General features: G+C 60.3%; 20 protein-coding genes. 10 read left to right on the top strand and 10 right to left on the bottom strand.

The window, feature by feature from the left end:
- Positions 1-2: 2 nt before the first annotated feature.
- A complete protein-coding gene (locus ACZZZ4_RS06885; protein WP_415761180.1) occupies positions 3-890 on the top strand; it encodes a formate/nitrite transporter family protein in 888 nt (295 codons plus the stop codon).
- Here ACZZZ4_RS06885 and ACZZZ4_RS06880 read toward each other — a convergent pair whose 3' ends face one another.
- The gene (locus ACZZZ4_RS06880) at positions 891-2,156 is read right to left on the bottom strand and encodes a cation:proton antiporter (RefSeq protein WP_016772774.1); all 1,266 of its coding nucleotides are present in this window, start codon (positions 2,154-2,156) and stop codon (positions 891-893) included.
- Between the two features lie 249 nt (positions 2,157-2,405).
- Positions 2,406-3,575: an MFS transporter gene (locus ACZZZ4_RS06875; protein WP_463547492.1), complete on the bottom strand. Its 1,170-nt coding sequence runs from the start codon at positions 3,573-3,575 to the stop codon at positions 2,406-2,408.
- A 344-nt stretch (positions 3,576-3,919) separates the two neighbouring features.
- Here ACZZZ4_RS06875 and ACZZZ4_RS06870 point away from each other — a divergent pair, with 344 nt between their 5' ends.
- Positions 3,920-4,303: an MAPEG family protein gene (locus ACZZZ4_RS06870; RefSeq protein ID WP_024014628.1), complete on the top strand. Its 384-nt coding sequence runs from the start codon at positions 3,920-3,922 to the stop codon at positions 4,301-4,303.
- A gap of 114 nt (positions 4,304-4,417) precedes the next feature.
- On the opposite strand, the gene mltA is transcribed toward ACZZZ4_RS06870, so the two are convergent.
- On the bottom strand, positions 4,418-5,602 hold the full coding sequence (mltA, locus tag ACZZZ4_RS06865) for a murein transglycosylase A (RefSeq protein ID WP_310403464.1): 1,185 nt from the start codon (positions 5,600-5,602) through the stop codon (positions 4,418-4,420).
- 128 nt (positions 5,603-5,730) lie between these two features.
- Here mltA and ACZZZ4_RS06860 point away from each other — a divergent pair, with 128 nt between their 5' ends.
- Positions 5,731-6,180, top strand: coding sequence for a c-type cytochrome (locus ACZZZ4_RS06860; RefSeq protein WP_039757595.1), 450 nt, complete (start codon positions 5,731-5,733; stop codon positions 6,178-6,180).
- A 165-nt stretch (positions 6,181-6,345) separates the two neighbouring features.
- Here ACZZZ4_RS06860 and ACZZZ4_RS06855 read toward each other — a convergent pair whose 3' ends face one another.
- The 4 genes from ACZZZ4_RS06855 to ACZZZ4_RS06840 form a co-directional block, all read right to left on the bottom strand.
- Positions 6,346-6,741 (bottom strand): DUF1090 domain-containing protein, encoded by a 396-nt coding sequence (locus tag ACZZZ4_RS06855; protein WP_039757598.1) that lies wholly within the window; start codon positions 6,739-6,741, stop codon positions 6,346-6,348.
- Between the two features lie 97 nt (positions 6,742-6,838).
- On the bottom strand, positions 6,839-8,515 hold the full coding sequence (gene ligB / locus ACZZZ4_RS06850; RefSeq protein WP_463547491.1) for an NAD-dependent DNA ligase LigB: 1,677 nt from the start codon (positions 8,513-8,515) through the stop codon (positions 6,839-6,841).
- A 220-nt stretch (positions 8,516-8,735) separates the two neighbouring features.
- Positions 8,736-9,926 carry a methionine adenosyltransferase gene (gene metK / locus ACZZZ4_RS06845; RefSeq protein ID WP_024014624.1) on the bottom strand — a complete coding sequence of 397 codons (1,191 nt, stop codon included), beginning with the start codon at positions 9,924-9,926 and terminating at the stop codon, positions 8,736-8,738.
- Positions 9,927-9,944: 18 nt separating this feature from the next.
- Entirely contained in the window at positions 9,945-10,940 is a 996-nt protein-coding gene (locus ACZZZ4_RS06840; protein ID WP_463547490.1) for an ArsR/SmtB family transcription factor, read from the bottom strand.
- 259 nt (positions 10,941-11,199) lie between these two features.
- On the opposite strand from ACZZZ4_RS06840, the gene tkt reads away from it, so the two are divergent.
- From tkt to fba, 6 genes are all read left to right on the top strand, one after another.
- Positions 11,200-13,197, top strand: a complete 1,998-nt coding sequence (gene tkt, locus ACZZZ4_RS06835; RefSeq protein WP_039757603.1) for a transketolase — start codon at positions 11,200-11,202, stop codon at positions 13,195-13,197.
- Positions 13,198-13,346: 149 nt separating this feature from the next.
- Positions 13,347-14,399, top strand: a complete 1,053-nt coding sequence (gene epd, locus ACZZZ4_RS06830; protein WP_463547489.1) for an erythrose-4-phosphate dehydrogenase — start codon at positions 13,347-13,349, stop codon at positions 14,397-14,399.
- A 12-nt stretch (positions 14,400-14,411) separates the two neighbouring features.
- The gene (locus ACZZZ4_RS06825; RefSeq protein ID WP_375122805.1) at positions 14,412-15,575 is read left to right on the top strand and encodes a phosphoglycerate kinase; all 1,164 of its coding nucleotides are present in this window, start codon (positions 14,412-14,414) and stop codon (positions 15,573-15,575) included.
- A 34-nt stretch (positions 15,576-15,609) separates the two neighbouring features.
- On the top strand, positions 15,610-15,831 hold the full coding sequence (locus tag ACZZZ4_RS06820; protein WP_016772786.1) for a hypothetical protein: 222 nt from the start codon (positions 15,610-15,612) through the stop codon (positions 15,829-15,831).
- 57 nt (positions 15,832-15,888) lie between these two features.
- On the top strand, positions 15,889-16,221 hold the full coding sequence (locus tag ACZZZ4_RS06815; protein WP_039757606.1) for an MliC family protein: 333 nt from the start codon (positions 15,889-15,891) through the stop codon (positions 16,219-16,221).
- 263 nt (positions 16,222-16,484) lie between these two features.
- A complete protein-coding gene (fba, locus tag ACZZZ4_RS06810) occupies positions 16,485-17,549 on the top strand; it encodes a class II fructose-bisphosphate aldolase (RefSeq protein WP_008081027.1) in 1,065 nt (354 codons plus the stop codon).
- A 79-nt stretch (positions 17,550-17,628) separates the two neighbouring features.
- On the opposite strand, the gene ACZZZ4_RS06805 is transcribed toward fba, so the two are convergent.
- From ACZZZ4_RS06805 to ACZZZ4_RS06795, 3 genes are all read right to left on the bottom strand, one after another.
- Positions 17,629-18,828, bottom strand: coding sequence for a type II toxin-antitoxin system HipA family toxin (locus tag ACZZZ4_RS06805; protein ID WP_463547488.1), 1,200 nt, complete (start codon positions 18,826-18,828; stop codon positions 17,629-17,631).
- Positions 18,825-19,076, bottom strand: coding sequence for a helix-turn-helix domain-containing protein (locus ACZZZ4_RS06800; protein ID WP_129997789.1), 252 nt, complete (start codon positions 19,074-19,076; stop codon positions 18,825-18,827). The genes ACZZZ4_RS06805 and ACZZZ4_RS06800 overlap by 4 nt, the downstream gene beginning before the upstream one ends.
- Before the next feature lie 166 nt (positions 19,077-19,242).
- Positions 19,243-19,911: a polysaccharide lyase family 7 protein gene (locus ACZZZ4_RS06795; protein WP_039757609.1), complete on the bottom strand. Its 669-nt coding sequence runs from the start codon at positions 19,909-19,911 to the stop codon at positions 19,243-19,245.
- Positions 19,912-20,223: 312 nt separating this feature from the next.
- Between ACZZZ4_RS06795 and ACZZZ4_RS06790 the strand changes: the two genes are divergently transcribed.
- Complete coding sequence (locus ACZZZ4_RS06790; RefSeq protein ID WP_463547487.1) at positions 20,224-22,347, top strand: putative bifunctional diguanylate cyclase/phosphodiesterase; 2,124 nt, start codon at positions 20,224-20,226, stop codon at positions 22,345-22,347.
- The last annotated feature ends 5 nt before the right edge of the window (positions 22,348-22,352 follow it).

Raw genomic sequence — 22,352 nt, 5'->3', positions numbered from 1 at the left:
CCATGACCACCCCCACCAGCGAAAAGACCCCCGACCTTTCGGCCAAAGAGCAGCACGAAGTCGAGAAGAGCCAGCCGCCGCGCGCGGCCGTTCTGCATGAAATCATCCGCACCCAGGGCGATCAGGAACTGGAGCGCAGCATTGCCGCGCTGTGGTGGTCGGCGCTGGCGGCGGGCCTGACCATGGGCCTGTCTTTGATGGGCATGGGATTGCTCAATTCACGCCTGCCCGATGGCGACGAATTCAAGGTGATCGCCAGTTTCGGCTACTGCGCCGGTTTCCTCGCGGTGATCCTCGCGCGCCAGCAACTGTTCACCGAAAACACCCTGACCGCCGTGCTGCCGGTGATGACCAAGCCGACGCTGAAGAATTTCCTGCGCCTGATCCGTCTGTGGACAGTGGTATTGGTCGGCAACCTCTGCGGGACGATTCTGGTGGCCTACGTGATGCTGGAACTGCCGATCTTCGACAGCAAGACCGACGTCGCTTTCCTCGAAATCGGTCGCAAGGTCATGGAACACAGCGCCAGTCAGATGTTCGCCAAGGGCATCGTCTCCGGCTGGATGATCGCCACCATGGTCTGGATGATCCCGTCCATGGAGAGCGCGAAGATGTGGATCATCATCCTCATCACTTACTTCATGGCGCTGGGCGACTTCACCCACATCGTCGTCGGATCGGCGGAAGTGTCGTATCTGGTGTTTGCCGGCGAGTTGCCGTGGAGTGACTTCTGGGCAGTCTTCGCCGCGCCGACGCTGGCGGGAAACATCATCGGCGGCAGCTTCATCTTCGCGCTGATCAGCCATGCGCAGATTCGCAGCGAAAGTGGTGCGCCGAAGGAATCAGCGGATCAGACTCTCGAGCCCGATCCGCAGTCGATCAAGAAATGATCAGTGGTGGGCTGGCTCAGGCACGCTGGCCGGCTCATTGCGCGTTGCGTGCTTGACCAGTTTGCCGATGGTCAGGCCCTGCAGCAGGATCGACGACAGCACCACGATGTAGGTGATGCTCAGCAGCAGGTCGCGCTCCGGGCCCAGCGGCAGGGCCAGCGCCAGTGCCACCGAGACACCGCCGCGCAGACCACCCCAGGTCAGGATGCGGATGGTGCCGGCCGGCACTGAGCGCCAGCGCCGCAGCAGCAGGATCGCCGGGGCCACGGTGAGCAGGCGCGACAGCAGAATCGCCACCGCCAGCAGACCTGCGGCGGCCATGTGCAGCCAGTTGAACGGCAGCAGCAACAGCTCCATGCCGATCAGCGCAAACAGCAGCGCGTTGAGCATGTCGTCGAGCAATTCCCAGAAACCGTCCAGATAGCGCCGGGTCATGTCGTTCATCGCCAGATTGCGCCCGAGGTTGCCGATGATCAGACCGGCCACCACCATCGCAATCGGCGCCGAAACGTGGAGTTCGGTGGACATCGCCGAACCGCCGATCACCAGGGCCAGGGTCAGCATCACGGTGATCTGGTGCTGCTCGACGCTTTTGATCATCCGATAGACCAGATAACCGATCAGTCCGCCGAACAACACACCGCCGATCGCCTCGTGGACGAAGAGCATGGCCGTGGCACTGACGGTCGGGGTTTCGCCCAGTTGCGCGATGCCCAGCAGCACGGTGAAGACCACGACAGCCGTGCCGTCGTTGAATAGCGATTCGCCGACGATGGTGGTTTTAAGTGGTTTCGAGGCGTTGGCGGTACGCAACACGCCGAGCACGGCAATCGGGTCGGTCGGTGAGATCAGCGCACCGAACAACAGGCAGTAGAGGAAGCTCACGTGCCAGCCGAACAGGGCAAAAATGTAGAACGCCAGGCTGCCGATCACTACGGTGGCGATCAACACACCGAAGGTGGCCAGCAGACCGATCGGCCAACGATAGCTGCGCAAGTCATTCAAGTTGACGTGCAGAGCGCCGGCGAACAGCAGGAACGAAAGCATCCAGTTCATCAGCAGATCACCGAAATCGATCTGGCCGATCAGTTGCTGCACGCGGTCTTCGAGGCCGGGAAAGCCGAGCACGCTGAGGCCTTGCAGGAGCAATGAGAACAGCAGGGCGGTAACCATCACACCGATGGTCGGCGGCAAGCCGATAAAGCGGAAATTGACGAAGGTCAGGAGGGTGGTGAGGCAGATGAAAGCGGCGACGAGTTCAAGCATCCGGGGTCCTTTGGATGAAGGGTGAATGGCGCGCGACCGGAGGTTGGACGCAGGGGTTTGATGGGCGAACAGCGACATGGGACACACCACTGTTCATTGTGGCGAGGGGATTTATCCCCGCTCGGCGGCGAAGCCGTCGCAATCCGGCTTATCGATTATTTCTGACAAAACCCGATTGAAGGTTTTGGGACTGCTGCGCAGCCCAACGGGGATAAATCCCCTCGCCACAGGTGGTTAGTCGCAGAGGTCTCAGCCAGTCACATTGACCGCACTCGCCCGCCGACGTTGCAGGTAAATGAACAGCAGTGCCGTCAGCACCGTCAGCCCGCCAACCAGCGCCCCGGTCCACGGCAGGTCCGCCAGATCCGCGCCGCTGGCGACGACGAGTCCGCCGATCCAGGCGCCTGCGGCATTGCCGAGGTTGAACGCGCTCTGGTTCAGCGTCGAGCCGAGATTCGGCGCTTCGTGGGCCTGGTCGATGATCAACAGCTGCAGAATCGGGCACAGCGCGAAGGCAAAAATGCCCCACAGCACCAAGGTGATCGCCGCCGGAATCACTGCACGGCTGGTTTGGCTGAACGCTCCGAGAACCACCACAACTGCCAACGCCACGCCGACCAGTGAAGGCAATAAGCGACTGTCGGCCAGGCGCCCGCCGAGCATGCTGCCCGCCGTCAGGCCGACACCAAACAACAGCAGCATCACCGTCACGCCGTGGGGGCTGACGCCAGTGATGTCTTGCAGAATCGGAGCGATATAGGTGAACACGCTGAACAGACTGGTCGAGGCCAGCACGCTCATGCCCAGCGCCAGCAGGACGTTGACCTTGCTCAGTACTTTGAATTCGCTGGCGAGGTTGGCCTTGTCCATCGCGATGTGTTTCGGCAACCACAGCCACTGCGCCAGCGCGGCGACAATGCCGATCACCGACACCGCCCAGAAGGTCGAGCGCCAGCCAGCGTATTGCCCCAGCGCTGTGCCCAGCGGCACGCCGAGGACGTTGGCAAGCGTCAGGCCGGTGAACATCATGGCAATGGCTTGCGCGCGTTTGTTCGGCGCCACCAGGCCGGCGGCCACCACCGAGCCGATGCCGAAAAACGCCCCGTGACACAGCGCCGTGACCACGCGCGCCGCCATCAGGGTCGCGTAGTTGGGTGCCAGCGCGCAGAGCACGTTGCCGAGAATGAACATCAGCGTCATGCCCAGCAGTGTCGCTTTGCGCGGCATGTTGGCGGTACCGATCGCCAGAATCGGCGCGCCGAACACCACGCCCAGGGCGTAACCGGTGATCAGCAGGCCTGCGTGAGGAATGCTCACCGCAAGGTCGCGGGCGACATCGGGCAGCAGGCCCATGATGACGAATTCGGTGGTGCCGATGCCGAACGCGGCAACGGCGAGTGCAAGCAGAGCGAGGGGCATGCGCAAGGTCTCTGTCGGTAGTCTTGACGCTTTGATCAGGCATACGTGTGCCAGCGACCGTTTTCGAAGAAAGCGGAGCAGGCAGCTTTTATTGGAATTTTTGGGTGTGCAGCTGAGTACGGCGTGGTGGGTTGCAGTATAAACAGCTGCTGACACATGGCGAATCAATTCTGACCAGTCGGTTCTGCAATCGCATATTCACCGTAAACGCTGCCGTGAAATATCCGCCTGAAAGAACCTTTCGGCCGGCCACGGCTCTTAGCCTGTGGGCAGGTGCTGATCGGCATGCTGGTGATGAAGCTCTGACCGCTCGCCAATTATTCGAATCGAAAAAGGACGACGTTATGACAGTGGCTCTGTGGTGTGTGTTGATCGCGATTTTCCTGCCTTACGTGTGCACGATCGTGGCGAAGGCCACCGGCGGTTTCCGCTTGAAGGACAATTACGATCCACGGGATTTTCTCGATAGCGTCGATGGCGTCGCCCGTCGCGCCCATGCGGCGCAGTTGAACAGCTTTGAAGTCACACCGGCGTTTGCCGCCGCGGTGATCGTCGCGCATCTGGTCGGCACTGCGGAGCTGGTGACGGTCAATGTGCTGGCGGTGCTGTTTATCACCAGTCGCCTGCTGTACATCATCTGCTACCTGGCTGACTGGGCTGCACTGCGTTCGGTGGTGTGGTTTATCGGGATGGGGCTGATTGCTTCGTTTTTCTTTGTGTCGATCTGATTATCGGCTGTTGCTGCCGGCCTCTTCGCGAGCAGGCTCGCTCCCACATGGAAATGCATTCCAAATGTGGGAGCGAGCCTGCTCGCGAAAGCGATGGATCAGACGACGAAGAACCTAAGACTTTTGCTTCGGTGTATCCGCCACCTGCGGCACTTGCGGCAATTCTTTTCCTTTAGGCCAGAGCATCCATATCTGCCCCTGCTGTTTCATGTCTCCGGCCAGTTGCCCGGCCGCATCGCCAGTGCCCCAGAACAGATCCGCGCGCACCTCACCGGCAATCGCGCCGCCGGTATCCTGCGCGGCGACCGGGCGCACCAGCGGTGTGCCGTCCGGCTTGGTGGTCGACAGCCACAACAGACTGCCCAGCGGAATCACTTTGCGATCCACTGCCGCGCTGTAGCCGGCGGTCAGCGGTACGTTCAGCGAGCCGCGCGGGCCTTCGTTGCTGTCCGGGTTGCGGGTGAAGAACACATAGCTCGGGTTGCTGGCGAGCAGTTGCGGAATGCGCGTCGGGTTGGCCTTGGCCCAGTTGCTGATCGCGCTCATGGTTACCTCTTCCTTCTTCAGCTCACCTTGCTCGACCAGCCAGCGACCGATCGGCCGGTACGGGTGGCCGTTCTGGTCGGCGTAGGCGATGCGTAACTGTTTGCCGTCCTCGGTCTGAATCCGGCCTGAGCCCTGGATCTGCAGAAATTGCAGATTCATCGGATCAGTCAGATAGGCGACCACCGGCGCTTTCACGCCTTTGGATTCAATGGTCGCCGCGTCGTCGTAAGGCTTGAGCACGCGGCCTTCGAGGCGGCCGCGCAGGCGCTTGCCTTTCAATTCCGGGTAGATGCTGTCGAGCGAGACGATGATCATGTCTTCCGGCACGCCATACACTGGCACGTTTGCCGTTGCGGTGGGCGTCAGGCTACCGGGATAGACCGGTTCGTAATAGCCCGTGATCAGACCGTTGGGGTTGTCGTTCTCGGCGCGCAGGCCGTAGACATCGAGGTTCTGTTTGAGGAATGCACGAATCTCGGCGGCGCTTTGCGGCACATTCGCCGCCGCAGTGCAGGTCGGCCCCCAGACCGCGTCGGTTTTGAGTCGCGTGCAGGCGCTGCGCCAGGATCCGAAACCGGCGACCAGATCGTTGTCGGAGACCGCGGGCAACGCTTCCCAGGTCGCGCTGGAATAAGTGGCCAGCGCATGGGTTTTCGGTTCGGCATTGTCGCCGCCGGTGCAGCCTGCGAGAGCCGCCAATAAGGGCAGGGTAGCGAAGAGCGGGTGACGCCAGGCCGTGAAGCGGCTGTTCATGGAGTGATTCCTGTGCCGGTTGGCCGAGTGCTCCATGCGCTCGACCAACCCGTATTTTTAATAGGGCTATTGGTGTTTGGCGGTGAGCCGAGGATACTGGCCGCCGATTTCCGCGACCTGAAGCCACCATGACTCTGAAACCCATTGCTGTTGTATTGCTGGCCTGCCTGACCTTGTCCGCCTGTGGCGGCGTCGACCCTAATTCGCCGTTGGGCCAGCGCAAAGCCATCTTCAAGCAGATGCTCAAGACCAGCGAAGACCTCGGCGGCATGTTGCGCGGGCGCATTGCTTTTGACGGGCCGAAATTTGCCGAGGGCGCAGTCAGGCTTGATGCGTTGGCCCATGAGCCGTGGAAGCATTTCCCGCAGGTGCGCGAAGAAGATCACACCAGCGCCAAAGATGATGTCTGGCAGAAACAGGCGCGTTTTCAGGAACTGGCCCGCGCGCTGGAGGCAGCTACCGGTGAACTGGTGGTCGCCAGCCAGATTCAGCCATACAAGGCCAGCAATCTTGGGCCGGCAGTGCAGAAAGTCGAGGATGCCTGCAGTGCTTGCCATAAAGAGTTTCGCGATCATTGATTCCTGAGGCTGCTGAGTACCTTGTGGCGAGGGGATCTATCCCCGATGGGCTGCGAAGCAGCCCCAGCACCATACAACCGGATTTTTTCAGTCGGACCCGACCAGCCGAATTTGCGACGGCTTCGCCGCCGGACGGGGATAAGTCCCCTCGCCACAGGGCTTTGGTTACTTGTCGATCTCGTCCAGCGCGTCCTGCAGTTCCTTGCGCGACTCGGCGAGCTTTTCCTTACGCTTGTTGATCTTCTCCGGATCGCCTTTCTTCATGGCCTTGTCGAGGTCTGCCTGACGCTGGCTCACCTCATGCTTGGCCTCAAGCACCTTATTCTCACGTTCCTTTTTCAGCCCGGCGTCGGTGCAGTGTTCGTTCACTTCACGCAGTGCGGTTTCCAGACCCGCCTGCTGCTCCATGTTGCCGCGCGACTTGGCCTGTTCGATCTGGTTGATGATGCCCTGCTTCTTGGCAGCGCAACCGGTCAGGCCCGGGCCGTCTTCCTCGGCCATGACCGGGGCGGCCATGACGCCGCAAAGAGTGAGCAGGGCGAGCGGTGCGAGAAATTTCATAAAAGCTCCATGTGCAAAGGCAATCGGGGTTGGAGGGCACTGCGCTGTTGGAGCGTCTGGCCGGCCGTTGGGTTCCCGCCGGGCGGGGATTGCAGGTTCAGAAGCCGTCGATTCCGGCGGCTTTCAAGGTTTCACTCAAAGCCACTACTTGCGGGTCGCGAAAGAATGCGCTCAGTTGCGCCGCGCGTCCCGGGCCGATGCCGGTTTCTGCCTGCCATTGTTCCGTGTCGCGTTGTGCCAGGGCCTGCCACGAATCGTTCAGTTGTGCCTGTCCGGTCGGCGGCATGCCCAGCGCTTTCAACCATCGAGCGAACGGCTGTTGCCGCGCGCCGTGAAAACTCTGGATCAGACGTGCGCTGCTGCGCTCGCCGAGGCCGGCAATGGTAGCAAGCTCTGACGCATCGAGGGTCAGCCAATCCAGCAGGTGTTTCAGACGGCCTGTTTCCAAAAGTTTCTCCCAGGTGCCACGACCGACATGCTGCATGGCCAGGCCCTGCTTGCCACTGAGCCAGGTCAGACGCGCGAGAAACTGGCTTTCACACCCCGGCGTCAGTTGCCAACAACTCAGGACGTGGTAGTCGTCGCCATTGGGAATACTGATGTCTGCCCGTTCGCTGGTGCGCAGCACGACACTGTCGAGGCGCGGAATGGTCAGCCCGGCCAGACTGATTGCCACCTGATCGCCGGGACGGATGTCGAGGCTTTTCCAGCGTTTCAGCGAGCTGACGCTGACTCGTTTGATTTCGCGGTCATCGAGTCTGACCGGCAGCAGTTCCAGCACTGGTGTGATCCGCCCTGTACGGCCGATCTTGAAGTTGACCTTGCGCACTTCGGCCAATGCCTGGGCGAACGGGTACTTCCAGGCAATCGCCCAATAAGGTGCCTTGGCCTGCCAGCGCTCGGCGGGTGGCCGTTGGCTCTGACGCAGCACCACGCCGTCGCTGGCAAAGGGCAGAGGCGAGCGATACCAGTGCTCGCGCCATTTTTGCGCGTCTTCGTATTGGCTGATGGGCTGCGTAAAGGGCTCGGTTGCGGCGAACCCCAATGCCTGAAGTTCGGACAATCGCTCCGGCAGTCGCACAGGGCCTTGCGGCCAGTCCCAGACAAACAGCCCGATCCCGGCAGCCTGTTCGGCATCCAGCGATTTGCGCCCCATCAGACCGGCGACGGTGGCGCGGGCATTGACGCTGCCGGACTGTGATTGAACATGGGCGTTCAGGCGCCAATAGAGTTCGCCCTGTACCAGCAGATCCCGTGGCTGCCTCAAACGTTGCGGAATGGCTGCGATCCTGCGCGCGGAGGCTGTCCAGTCCTGACCGCTGACGCCGTCACCACGGCTTATTGCCTGCTGGAGTATTCCCTGGCGGTAGATCAGCGTGACAGCCACGCCGTCGACCTTGGGCTGCACCCAGACGTTCTGGCGATCGCGCAGCCAGTGGGCGACGTCTTCGGCTTTGTGCAGCTTGTCCAGGCCGGTGTGGGCGATGGGGTGGGTGACCGTGCCGGACGCGGTGCGCAACGGTTGCGGGGATGAGGTGTGGTTGAAACAGGCCTGCCATTCTTTCAGTCGCAGTTGGGACTGGTCATAGAGTTCGTCGCTGATCAATGAGCGGCCTTCGCGGTGGTAGGCGTCGTCCCATTGATCGATCCGGTTTTGCAGGGCGGTGATTTCGCGTTGGGCTTGGGGTAAGGGCCAGTCGGGGCAGTTGGCTTGGCTGACGAGGGTGATGAGTGCCAGCAGAAAGGCCAGCAACAGGCGCAGTGTGAAGAGCATTGTGAGCATCCTTGCTCGGGGGTGATGCTTGAAGGGTAGGTGAGGATCAGAAGAACGTTGCGCGGCTTTTTTGCGAACTGTTTCGGGGCAGGGGAACTGGTGTTGCCGGGGCGAGCGCCTTCGCGAGCAGGCTCGCTCCCACACGGATCTCAAAAATCTGTCAGGCATGAAAAAGCCCCGCACGGCGCGAACCGTGCGGGGCTTTCATGCAGCCAGGGTTTTACAGGCCAGCGGCGGAACGCAGGGCGTCGGCGCGGTCGGTTTTTTCCCAGGTGAACGTGGTGAAGCTGTCTTCGCCAACGGTCTTGGTCTGCGGTGCCCGACCGAAGTGGCCGTAGGCTGCGGTTTCCTGATACATCGGGTGCAGCAGGTCGAGCATGGTGGTGATCGCGTATGGACGCAGGTCGAACACTTCACGCACCAGTTTGATGATCTTGTCATCGCTGATCTTGCCGGTGCCGAAGGTGTTCAGCGAGATCGACGTAGGCTGGGCCACACCGATTGCGTAGGACACCTGAATCTCGCAACGCTCGGCCAGGCCGGCCGCAACGATGTTCTTGGCCACGTAACGGCCAGCGTAGGCAGCCGAACGGTCAACCTTCGATGGATCCTTGCCGGAGAACGCGCCGCCGCCGTGACGGGCCATGCCGCCGTAGCTGTCGACGATGATCTTGCGGCCGGTCAGACCGCAGTCGCCTACCGGGCCGCCAATGATGAACTGGCCGGTCGGGTTGATGTGGAACTGGGTGTCCTTGCTCAGCAGTTCGGCAGGCAGCACGTGCTTGACGATCAGCTCCATCACGCCTTCGCGCAAATCTTTGTACGAGACTTCCGGGTTGTGCTGGGTCGACAGAACCACAGCGTCGATGCCGACAACCTTGCCGCCTTCGTAACGGCAGGTCACTTGCGACTTGGCATCCGGACGCAGCCAAGGCAGCAGGCCCGACTTGCGTGCTTCAGCCTGACGCTGCACCAGCTGGTGCGAGAAGGTGATCGGCGCTGGCATCAAAACGTCGGTTTCGTTGCTGGCGTAGCCGAACATCAGGCCCTGGTCGCCGGCGCCCTGATCTTCAGGCTTGGCGCGGTCAACGCCCTGGTTGATGTCGGGGGACTGCTTGCCGATGATGTTCATCACGCCGCAGGTCGCGCCGTCGAAGCCGACTTCGGAGCTGGTGTAGCCGATGTCGCAAATCACGTCACGAACGATCTGCTCCAGGTCGACCCAGGCGCTGGTGGTCACTTCACCGGCAACGATGGCCACGCCGGTCTTGACCAGGGTTTCCACGGCCACGCGAGCGTGTTTGTCCTGGGCAATAATGGCGTCCAGCACCGCATCGGAAATCTGGTCGGCGATTTTGTCCGGATGTCCTTCAGACACGGACTCGGAGGTGAAGAGGGAGTATTCGCTCATCTCGATGTTTTCCTGAATTTACCGATGGTGAGTGTCGCCAGCCGGTCGCTGAAAGTGGCGAACCTGGATCTGGAAACCATTACGTAAGCCTACATAGAGGCTTTCCCCGGGAACGAGTCCCGCAGCGGTGGCCCAACGGGCCAGATCGTCCTGTTCAAACCCCAACCAGAGATCACCGCAGGCCTCCCTGGCCCAACTCTGGTTGTGGCTACATAACTCTGTCACGAGCAGGCTACCGCCCGGTTGCAGCAAGTCGGCCATGTGCCTGAGCGCATCGGCCGGGGCGGCAAAATGGTGCAGGACCATGTTCAGCACCACGCAATCAGCCGTAAGGCTCGTGCCGTTCAATGCATCGGCCAATTGCAGGCTGACGTTAGCCAGCTGTTCACGTTCGCATACCTGACGCGCCAGTTCGAGCATCGCCGGGCTGTTGTCCAGCGCGGTGACGGTGCCGAAGCGACAGGCCAGTTCCGGCAGAAAAGCACCATCGCCGGGGCCGACTTCAATGGCCGTGGCTGCACCATCGAAGTTCAGTTTGTCGAGCAGGGCCAGCACGCTGTCACGGTACTGCGGCAGGCCTGCGATCAAGTCTTGCTGGGCACGGAATTTTTCCGCGACCCGGGCGAAAAAGTCCTGACTGGCCGCGGCACGCTGGCCGTGAACCTGCTCGATGCGCGCTCGCACCTCGTCAGGCAGATCCAGATTGTCGACTTCTTCCAGCAATGCCGCGTGCAGCTTGCCGCCGAGCAATTCGCTGTGGGGCAGGGCGCGACGATAGAAAATCGCATTGCCTTCACGGCGTGTCGCCACCAGATCGGCTTGCGCCAGCACCTTGAGGTGATGGCTCATGCCTGACTGGCCGATGCCGAAAATCTGCGCCAGCTCCAGCACGCCAAACGAATCGTTGGCCAGCGCGCGCAAGACATTCAGCCGCAGCGGATCGCCGCCGGCCTTGCACAGGGCCGCCAGCTCGTCGCAATCGTCATGGCGAATGGAAGGCACGCGTAAGTTCATAGGGCTGGCAGTCTAGAGACGGGGGCAAGGCACCGCAAGGTCAATATCAAAAAGTTTTGATATTGCTCGATAAATGGCACTTCTCAACGCACGGTAGTCTCTACAAACGAACAGCGGAAAGGTTTCACCAGGCGAAACCTGCGCTATCGATTGGAAAAACGCCTGCCGATGACTATCTGTCATTGCCCCCAGACGCATGGGTGAGGGAAAATGCCCTCCTTTTTTCCGTTTCAGTCTATTCACACCCAGGAGATCAGCGATGCCTAGCCGTCGTGAGCGTGCCAACGCCATTCGTGCCCTCAGCATGGATGCCGTGCAAAAAGCCAACAGCGGCCATCCCGGTGCCCCTATGGGTATGGCAGATATTGCCGAAGTGCTGTGGCGCGACTACCTCAAGCACAACCCGAGCAACCCGTCGTTCGCCGACCGTGACCGCTTCGTGCTGTCCAACGGCCACGGCTCGATGTTGATCTACTCGCTGCTGCACCTGACCGGTTACGACCTGTCGATCGACGACCTCAAGCAGTTCCGTCAACTGCACAGCCGCACTCCAGGCCACCCGGAATTCGGTTACACCCCGGGCGTCGAAACCACCACCGGTCCGCTGGGTCAGGGTCTGGCCAACGCCGTCGGTTTCGCGCTGGCTGAAAAAGTCCTGGGCGCGCAATTCAACCGTCCTGGCCACGACATCGTCGACCACCACACCTACGTGTTCCTCGGTGATGGCTGCATGATGGAAGGCATTTCCCACGAAGTCGCCTCTTTGGCCGGCACGCTGGGCCTGGGCAAGCTGATTGCCTTCTACGATGACAACGGCATTTCCATCGACGGCGAAGTCGAAGGCTGGTTCACCGATGACACGCCGAAGCGTTTCGAAGCCTATAACTGGCAGGTGATCCGCAATGTCGACGGTCACGATCCGGAAGAGATCAAGACCGCCATCGAAACCGCGCGCAAGAGCGCTCAGCCGACGCTGATCTGCTGCAAGACCACCATCGGTTTCGGTTCGCCGAACAAGCAGGGCAAGGAAGATTGCCACGGCGCCCCACTGGGTGACGCGGAAATCGCCCTGACCCGTCAGGCGCTGAACTGGAACTACGGCCCGTTCGAAATCCCGGCCGACATCTACGCCGAGTGGGACGCCAAAGAAGCTGGCCGCGCGGTCGAAGCCGAGTGGGATCAGCGTTTCGCTGCTTACTCCGCTGCATTCCCGACCGAAGCCAACGAGCTGATCCGACGTCTGAGCGGTGAACTGCCGGCCGACTTCTCGGAAAAAGCCTCGGCCTACATCGCCGAAGTCGCGGCCAAGGGCGAAACCATCGCCAGCCGCAAGGCCAGCCAGAACACCCTTAACGCGTTTGGCCCGCTGCTGCCGGAACTGCTCGGCGGTTCGGCTGACCTCGCCGGTTCCAACCTGACCCTGTGGAAAGGTTGCAAGGGCGTCAGCGCTGAAGATGCCAGCGGTAACTACATGTACTACGGCGTGCGCGAATTCGGCATGACCGCGATCATGAACGGCGTGACCCTGCACGGCGGCCTGGTGCCTTACGGCGCGACCTTCCTGATGTTCATGGAATACGCGCGCAACGCCGTGCGTATGTCGGCACTGATGAAGAAGCGCGTGATCCACGTCTACACCCACGACTCCATCGGCCTGGGCGAAGACGGCCCGACGCACCAGCCGATCGAGCAACTGACCAGCCTGCGCACCACGCCGAACCTCGACACCTGGCGTCCAGCCGATGCCGTTGAATCGGCAGTCGCGTGGAAAAACGCACTGGAGCGCAAGGACGGCCCGTCGGCGCTGATCTTCTCGCGGCAGAACCTGCAACACCAGGAACGCGATGCTGGCCAGATCGCCAACATCAGCCGTGGTGGTTATGTACTCAAGGACTGCGCAGGCGAGCCTGAGCTGATCCTGATCGCCACCGGTTCGGAAGTCGGTCTGGCGGTTCAAGCCTTCGACAAACTGACCGAGCAGGGCCGTAAGGTTCGCGTGGTATCGATGCCTTGCACCAGCGCGTTCGATGCTCAGGATGCGGAGTATAAGCAGTCGGTGCTGCCGTTGCAGGTCGGCGCACGTATTGCCATCGAAGCGGCCCACGCCGATTTCTGGTTCAAGTACGTAGGTCTGGAAGGTCGTGTGATCGGCATGACCACCTACGGTGAGTCGGCGCCGGCCTCGGCATTGTTCGAAGAGTTCGGTTTTACCCTGGAGAACATCCTCGGTCAGGCTGAAGAGCTGCTGGAAGACTAAATCTGACAGTTGTGTTGTCCGGGCTGGCCTTCGCGAGCAGGCTCGCTCCCACAGGGAAATGCATTCCAATGTGGGAGCGAGCCTGCTCGCGAAAGCGTTGGTTCAGGCAACATCGCAGTGCCTGATTCACCACGGTAATCGAGAACCCCATGCCTCAACCGCGTCCCTACAAAGTTGCACTCAACGGCTATGGCCGCATTGGTCGTTGCGTCTTGCGGGCGTTGTTCGAGCGCGGCGATAAGGCCGGGTTTGAGATTGTCGCGATCAACGATCTGGCCGACATGGCCAGCATCGAATACCTGACACGCTTCGACTCCACCCACGGGCGATTCCCCGGCGAAGTGCGGGTTGAAGGCGATTGTCTGCATATCAATGGCGACTGCGTGAAGGTCCTGCGCAGTGCCACCCCCGAAGGCATCGATTGGGCGTCGCTGGGCGTCGATCTGGTGCTCGAATGCTCCGGTGCCTATAACACCCGTGCCGACGGCCAGCGCTTTCTCGATGCCGGCGCGCCGCGCGTATTGTTCTCGCAGCCGATGGCCAGCGAAGCGGATGTCGATGCCACCATCGTCTACGGCGTCAATCAGGACTGCCTGACCGGCGACGAACTGCTGGTCTCCAACGCTTCGTGCACCACCAACTGCGGCGTGCCGTTGCTGCGTCTGCTCGATCAGGCGATTGGCCTGGATTATGTGTCGATCACCACGATTCACTCGGCGATGAACGATCAGCCGGTGATCGATGCCTATCACCACGAAGACCTGCGCCGCACGCGTTCGGCGTTCCAGTCGGTGATCCCGGTGTCCACTGGTCTGGCGCGGGGCATCGAGCGCCTGCTGCCGGAACTTGCCGGACGAATTCAGGCCAAAGCCGTGCGCGTGCCGACAGTCAACGTGTCCTGCCTCGACATCACGATGCAGACCGCCACGGCGACTGATGCCAATGAGGTCAACCGGATCCTGCGCGAAGCCGCCACCAGCGGCCCGCTCAAAGGCCTGCTGGCCTACACCGAGTTGCCGCACGCCAGCTGTGATTTCAACCATGACCCACATTCGGCCATCGTCGATGCCAGTCAGACCCGTGTTTCCGGCCCCAAACTGGTGAACATCCTGGCCTGGTTCGACAACGAATGGGGTTTTGCCAACCGAATGCTGGACGTTGCAGACCACTATCTGCAAACAGCAACTTCAAAAAAACCGTAGGAAGTGCGACCCATGACCGTGTTGAAGATGTCCGACCTCGATCTGCAAGGTAAGCGCGTATTGATCCGCGAAGACCTCAACGTCCCCGTCAAGGACGGTGTTGTCACCAGCGACGCGCGCATCCTGGCTTCGCTGCCGACCATCAAGCTGGCCCTGGAAAAAGGCGCGGCAGTGATGGTCTGCTCGCACTTGGGCCGTCCGACTGAAGGCGAGTTCTCCGCCGAGAACAGCCTGAAACCTGTCGCCGACTACCTGAGCAAAGCGCTGGGCCGTGAAGTGCCGCTGGTGGCTGATTACCTCGGTGGCGTTGAGGTCAAGGCTGGCGACGTCGTGCTGTTCGAAAACGTGCGCTTCAACAAGGGCGAGAAAAAGAACGCCGACGACCTGGCCCAGCAATACGCGGCCCTGTGCGACGTGTTCGTGATGGACGCTTTCGGCACCGCTCACCGCGCCGAGGGTTCGACCCACGGCGTGGCCAAGTTCGCCAAAGTCGCTGCCGCTGGCCCGCTGCTGGCCGCTGAACTGGACGCACTGGGCAAGGCCCTGGGCGCGCCGGCCAAGCCAATGGCGGCCATCGTTGCTGGCTCCAAGGTGTCGACCAAGCTCGACGTGCTGAACAGCCTGAGCCAGATCTGCGATCAACTGATTGTCGGCGGCGGCATCGCCAACACCTTCCTCGCGGCCGCTGGTCACCCGGTTGGCAAGTCGCTGTACGAACCGGATCTGCTCGACACCGCCCGTGAAATCGCGGCGAAAGTCAGCGTGCCGTTGCCGGTTGACGTCGTGGTCGCCAAGGAATTTGCCGAAAGCGCTGAAGCGACTGTGAAGCTGATCGCTGATGTTGCGGCTGACGACATGATTCTCGACATCGGCCCGCAAACCGCCGCCAATTTCGCCGAACTGCTGAAGTCGTCGAAAACCATTCTGTGGAACGGCCCGGTCGGCGTGTTCGAGTTCGATCAGTTCGGCAACGGCACCAAAGTGCTGGCCCAGGCCATCGCCGAAAGCTCGGCATTCTCCATCGCGGGCGGTGGCGACACCCTGGCGGCGATCGATAAATATGGCGTGGCTGAGCAGATCTCCTACATTTCCACCGGTGGTGGCGCGTTCCTCGAATTCGTCGAGGGCAAGGTGCTGCCTGCCGTTGAAGTCCTGGAAAGCCGGGCCAAGGCCTGAGGCCGCCCGTTTGGCCAGGCAAAGGAGTGTTCACATGGTCAAGTCGTTAGCGCTGTTGTTGCTGACCGGTACGCTGGCGGCCTGCGGGAGCACCCCGAAGGCCGACGCGACGCCGGCACCGAGCGAGCCGCAGAAGGGCTGTTATCAGGCCGACTGGCAGGCCGAAACCAACCCGGTGCTGAACAAGCGCTCGGGCCCGGACGGCCTGGACAAATACGAGACGCAAACCCCGGTCAAGGAACATGGTTGTCCTTGACGGGTCTGACTCTTTAACTCAGGGCTGGCGGCATGCGTCGTCAGTCGAGGAACACGGATGAAAGGCTTGATCGCCGTTGCGGCGTTGGCATTGTTGGGTGGTTGCGCGCAGTTGAGCCTGTTTCAGTCGTCAGCCCCGGCAGACAACTGGACGACCTGGACCTGCGACAGTCAGGCCAAGGTGTTGTGGCGTTACGCCGATGCCGGCCAGAAGGAAGTCGATGTGCGACTGGGCGGCGCTGATCAGGTCTATCGCCTGAAAGAAGAGCCGGGCGCCTCGGGCACGCTGTACAGCGATGGCATGCTGGCGTTTCACGTCAAGGGTGACGAAGGCCTGGTGTACTGGGTCGCCACCAATGACCTGATTGGCCGTGGTTGCAAGACCGAGTAAAACGATTGATTTGATTCACAGCGATCCAAATGTGGGAGCGGGCTTGCTCGCGAAGGCGGTGGATCAGCTCGCATAGATGTTGAATGTTTAACCGCATTCGCGAGCAAGCCCGCTCCCACAGTGGTTGTCTGTAGTTCTTGAGATTTTGTATCACCGAATTCGCAGCCCGGGCCTCAACCCCCGATCTGCATTAACTTGAATAGCCGCCGCCGCTCCGGCAGGCTGGCACGATCAACGACCCTCAACCGGGAGAGACACACACAATGGCACTTATCAGCATGCGCCAGATGCTGGACCACGCAGCCGAGTTCGGCTACGGCGTTCCAGCTTTCAACGTCAACAACCTTGAGCAGATGCGCGCCATCATGGAAGCCGCTGACAAGACTGACTCCCCGGTGATCGTCCAGGCTTCGGCCGGCGCCCGCAAATACGCCGGTGCGCCATTCCTGCGTCACCTGATCCTGGCCGCGATCGAAGAATTCCCGCACATCCCGGTGTGCATGCACCAGGACCACGGCACCAGCCCTGACGTCTGCCAGCGTTCGATTCAACTGGGCTTCAGCTCGGTAATGATGGACGGCTCGCTGGGCGAAGACGGCAAGACCCCGACCGATTACGACTACAACGTCCGCGTTACCCAACAAACCGTGGCCATGGCTCACGCCTGCGGTGTTTCGGTAGAAGGCGAGCTGGGCTGCCTGGGTTCGCTGGAAACCGGTATGGCCGGTGAAGAAGACGGCATCGGCGCCGAAGGCGTTCTGGATCACAGCCAGATGCTGACCGACCCGGAAGAAGCCGCTGACTTCGTCAAACGCACCCAGGTCGATGCCCTGGCCATTGCCATCGGCACCAGCCACGGCGCCTACAAGTTCACCAAGCCACCAACCGGCGACGTGCTGGCGATCGACCGCATCAAGGAAATCCACAAACGCATCCCGAACACCCACCTGGTGATGCACGGTTCGTCCTCGGTTCCGCAAGAGTGGCTGGCGATCATCAACCAGTACGGCGGCGACATCAAAGAAACCTACGGCGTGCCGGTTGAAGAAATCGTCGAAGGCATCAAGCACGGCGTGCGCAAGGTCAACATCGACACCGACCTGCGCCTGGCATCCACCGGCGCCATGCGTCGCCTGATGGCCACCAACCCGAGCGAATTCGACCCACGTAAATTCTTCGGTGCCACCGTGACCGCAATGCGTGACGTGTGTATCGCTCGTTACGAAGCGTTCGGTACTGCTGGCAATGCTTCGAAGATCAAACCGATCTCGCTGGAAGCGATGTATCAGCGTTATCTGAAGGGTGAGTTGAACGCTAAGGTCAACTGAGCCTGAGAGTTGAGCTGATTAAAAAGAAACCCGCCGAGAGGCGGGTTTTTTGTGGGCGGGATTTCTCGTGGTAACGATGCTATCCAAAAGTCAGAGAAAATGGCGCTGCCGCGTGCTTAATGGCGTTGAACACTTGGGGCGCCTGTTCGCGATACTGAGGATAGCGATCGAGCACCGTATCAACCGAGGCAAGCAGATGCTGAATGCGCTCTTTGGGTTGGTCGATTTCACAGGTGTGAGCGAACTCCAGGAGTCCTTGTCGTGAGGGGAACATTGACTTGTTGCCCGCCAGATCCAATGCCAGAACATCTTCTGGAATATAGGCCGTGGTGTTGACGATGTCGTAAGCCGGAGCCAGATGCGCGTCGCGTCGCGTCGGTTCGGAATAGAGCAATCCGAAGTTTTTCAAATGAGCGTCGCCATTCCCAACAATGCAGCTCAGAGCGACGCTATCGAAGAGTTGATCAAGCGACGTACGCAAGTGTTTCGCTGGGCAAAACACTCGAACAGCCTTGGCGATTGCCGCATAACTCTTGCTGTACTTCTCGTTAGCCGACAGCCCCATCAGCACCGCCATGTCTTCAAACCCAATCGGATTGAGCTGGTCGTCGCGGTCAAAGCGGCGCATGACAAACAGTTTGGCGTTGTCGGAAAGGTAAAACGGTGGAACGGGAATACCCGCCTCTTTCGCCATGGACATGCAAAGGAATTCGTTAATCGCCAGGCCCGGGAATTCGTCTCTGCCACTCTTGATGATCAGATCCGAGGTTTTGGATGTCACTCTCGGCAACGCTATTTCTTGCCGCTCCGGCACCAGCAACTTGGGTTGAACACCTGAAATGCCTGCCCGCAGGATGTAGCGATCGAGCATGTCGGCGAAGATATCTTCCGTACCGTCCCACGTGAGAATCTCTTCGAGTTTTTCTCCCGGAAATTCTTGAGCCTGCAACAATGCATCAACGGTTTCAGAGCGTACGTGAACCCTGCCAATGGGCGATGTACTGCCGGAAAGCGCCAGTAGCAGCATTGGGTCGACGTTCACAGTCTTGGCCAAGCGGTTGCGCAACTGCTCCAGTACGTAGCCTTCGGGCAGGTTCATTTGGAAGACAGGGTGCAACTCACGCCGACGAAACTCGTCATGCCGTACAGGCATCAGGAGGCTGATCGCCATTTGTGGCGATGCATCTTCGTGATAACGAAAAGTGAAATCCTCGGCATCGCTGAAAAGCCTGCCGCTATTACCTTCAGGGGTACGGACTTGAAGAGAGGCCATTTTCATTCGAATAAATCTCCGATCTCTTCAAGGGTTGGCATCGTTGCTGGAACCACCGAGAGTTCGCAGTCCAACGCAGCCAAAACCCGCGCGTAAGCGATCATGCCGACAGAAAGGGTGCCTTTCTCTACCGCAATGACTTTGTATCGTGTCAGTCCCGCCAGATCGGCAAGTTGAGCCTGCGTCAGGCCACGATTTATACGTTTTTCACGTAATTGAATCCCGAGACGGGTAATTAAAAGAGAGTAATCCATGTTTCGCTACCGTAACATTTTGGTGTCAATGTACCGTATGCGGAACATTTAATCCATTTGGCTCAAGAAACCCGCCCTCAGGCGGGCTCTTCTGAACGATTATTCTTCAGTTCAACGTGACCGAATGCCTGTCGGGCGCGCTCGCCAGCTCCTTGTGGTGTTTGGGTTACTTGTCGTGGTCAATATCCAGTTTGGTAAACGTCACCTGTCCACCTTCACTGGTGTAGCCGGTGTTGTCCTGCACATATACCCCGGCCTTGAAGTACAGCGGCTTGTTGCGCCAGGTCGCGCTGATCTGCGAATCCCACTGATATCCCGCCGCACTGACGCCCAACGCGCCACCAGGACTCAGATGGATAAGGTAGTTGAATTCGCGATCGAGCTTCACGCCAGTGGCGAGGGTGATGACGCGGCTTTCGTCATCATCGGGGCGCATGCGCACTTTGATCACCAGGTTGCCGGTCTCGGTTTTTTCCTTGTACTGGTACTCAAGTTTGAGCATCGGCTTCTGGCTTTCATACGCATGGATCTGGCCGATGACGATCTTGCCCGAGCTGGGCACTTTGTTTACCGCGAGGGTGGCGCGCAGCAGGTTATCGGCGTCCGGGTAATACCAATTGCGCAGGGTGCCGTTGCTGTAGGTTTCGCGCAGTTCGGTGCGCGGGTAGACGGCGTTTTCGGTTTTTGAACCGGTGACCGGTGACCAGAAAAACAAGGTCCCGGTATCGGAATGGAAGTATTGATCCTTGAAGCCTTTCACCAGTTTTTCGGTTTCGACGGTGTATGGCGGGCTGCCAACGGGAACGCTGAGGTTCCAGGTTGCGAGATCGATCATGTCGGTTCTTCCACTCGATTCATCCTGAACGCGGGTGCCAGAAGCTCTAGCCCGCGCCTTTTCGGGGCGCCTTTATAAGCGTAGCGGCTATTTTTGTTAATGCCCGTCCGGCGGTTGATTGGCGTCAACATCCTGTCGAAATGCCATCCTTCCCGGTTTTCGGGGGCTGTAGGCGTGACCGTTAGTCGGCTCGACGGAACAATGGTCGAATGATGGCGCCATGACAGCTTCTGCTTTATGGGAACCGCGACTAGAGTGAAGGCTCAGTACGTCTATGGTTTTTGCCGGCAACGGCTTGATAAGAGAAGCAGCATGGAATGCGCGCAACCCCAGCCAGGTGAAGGCAGCTCGGTCCTTTTGATCGTCGATGATTACCCCGAAAACCTGATCAGCATGCGCGCGTTGCTGCAGCGTCAGGATTGGCACGTGATGACCGCCGCCTCCGGTTTCGAGGCGCTGAACCTTTTGCTCGAATACGACATCGATCTGGTCCTGCTCGATGTGCAGATGCCCGGCATGGACGGTTTCGAGGTTGCGCGGCTGATGCGCGGCAGCCAGCGCACGCGGCTGACGCCCATCATTTTCCTGACCGCCAACGAGCAATCCCAGGACGCCGTGATCAAGGGCTATGCCAGTGGCGCGGTGGATTACCTGTTCAAGCCGTTCGATCCGCAGATTCTCAAGCCCAAGGTCCAGGCGTTGCTTGAGCACCAACGCAATCGCCGTGCCCTGCAACGCCTCAGCCATGACTTGGAAGTGGCGCGGGCCTTCAATGCTTCAGTGCTGGATAACGCCGCCGAAGGCATTCTGGTGCTGAGCGAGGACGGCGTGATCCGTTTTGCCAATCCGGCGATTTCACGGCTGCTCAATGCGCCGGTGAAGGAACTTGAGGGCAAGGAGTTTCTCGATTTCCTGCAGAAGCCGCACATTCCGCTATGGGCCGATTCCGAGTTCTACGCCGGCTACCAGCGCGGTGAAACCCTGCGTCTGCATGATGCATTGTTGCGTACGGCGCCGGGGCAGCAAGTGCCGGTGGCCTTGTCTTGTGCTCCGCTGCCCTCGGAGCAGCATGCAATGGTGGTGACGGTGCTGGACATGTCGGTGGTGCGTCACTTGCACCAGCAACTGGAGTTCCAGGCGGTGACCGATCCGCTGACCGGGTTGCTCAACCGACGCGGGTTCTACCAGACCGTGGAAAACCTGCTGCTGCGCGGCGAGCGCAGTGACAGCAGCTGGGTGTTGCTCTACCTCGATCTCGACGGTTTCAAACGCGTCAACGACTCCCTTGGCCACGATGCCGGCGACCGCGTGTTGCGCTGGGTTTCCGAGCAACTGAAGGCGTGCCTGCGGCCGTTCGATATTCTCGCGCGCATGGGCGGCGATGAATTCACCGCGCTGCTGGATCTGGAGTTTCCCGAGCAAGCGGCGAAGATTGCCGAGAAGCTCATCGAGCGTGTGTCGGTCTGTCAGCAGATCGAAGGTCTGGATATCGTCCTTGGCGCCAGTATCGGCATCGCTACTTATCCCGACTGCGGGCGCAATCTCGACGGTTTGCTGCGCGCCTCGGACATTGCCATGTACGAAGCCAAGCGTGCCGGGCGTCAGCAATATCGCTTCTATGATCATGAGATGAACGGCCGCGCACGCTCGCGTCTGATGCTTGAAGACAGCGTGCGCGAGGCCATCGAAAACCGCGATTTCAACCTGGTCTATCAGCCGCAGGTAGCGATCGGCAGCGGGCAGATCCGTGGGTTCGAAGCGTTGCTGCGCTGGCAGCATCCGAGCGTCGGCGATGTGCCGCCGGGGTTGTTTCTGCCGTTGCTGGAAGAGGCGCGCTTGATCAGTCGCCTCGGCAGCTGGATCTATCACCGTGGCGCCGGCCAGCGCAAAGCCTGGGAAACCTTGTTCGCCGACGATCTGGTGCTCGGCGTGAGCCTGAGCAACACCCAGTTCGGCCTGCCGAATCTGGTCACTGAATTGCGTCAGGTCATGGAGCGCCATGCGCTGCTGCCTCGGCAACTGGAAGTCGAAGTCACCGAAGAAGCGTTGATGCATAACCCGGACGAGACCCGCAAGCAACTGCGGCTGCTGCGTCATCTCGGGGTGCGCGTGGCGCTGGACGATTTCGGTTCAGGGCCGTGCTCGCTGGCGCATCTGCGCGATCTGGAACTGGACACGCTGAAGCTCGATCGCCACTTGATCGCGCGCCTGCCGGACTCGCCACGCGATGCGGCGCTGGTGCGCATGGTCATCGACCTGTGCAAGCAATACGGTCTGCTGGTGATCGCCGAAGGTGTAGAAACCATCGAACAATATCAGTGGCTGCAAGCCCATGGCTGTGAGTACGTGCAGGGCTTCCTGGTGGCGCGCCCTCTGGTCGCCGAGGACGCCGTGCGCTTTGCCGAACCGTTTGACTGGAGCGCGCTGGCCGGCTGAATTCG

Source organism: Pseudomonas sp. AC252 (assembly GCF_979258105.1).
This window is presented reverse-complemented; position numbering and strand designations above follow the sequence as displayed.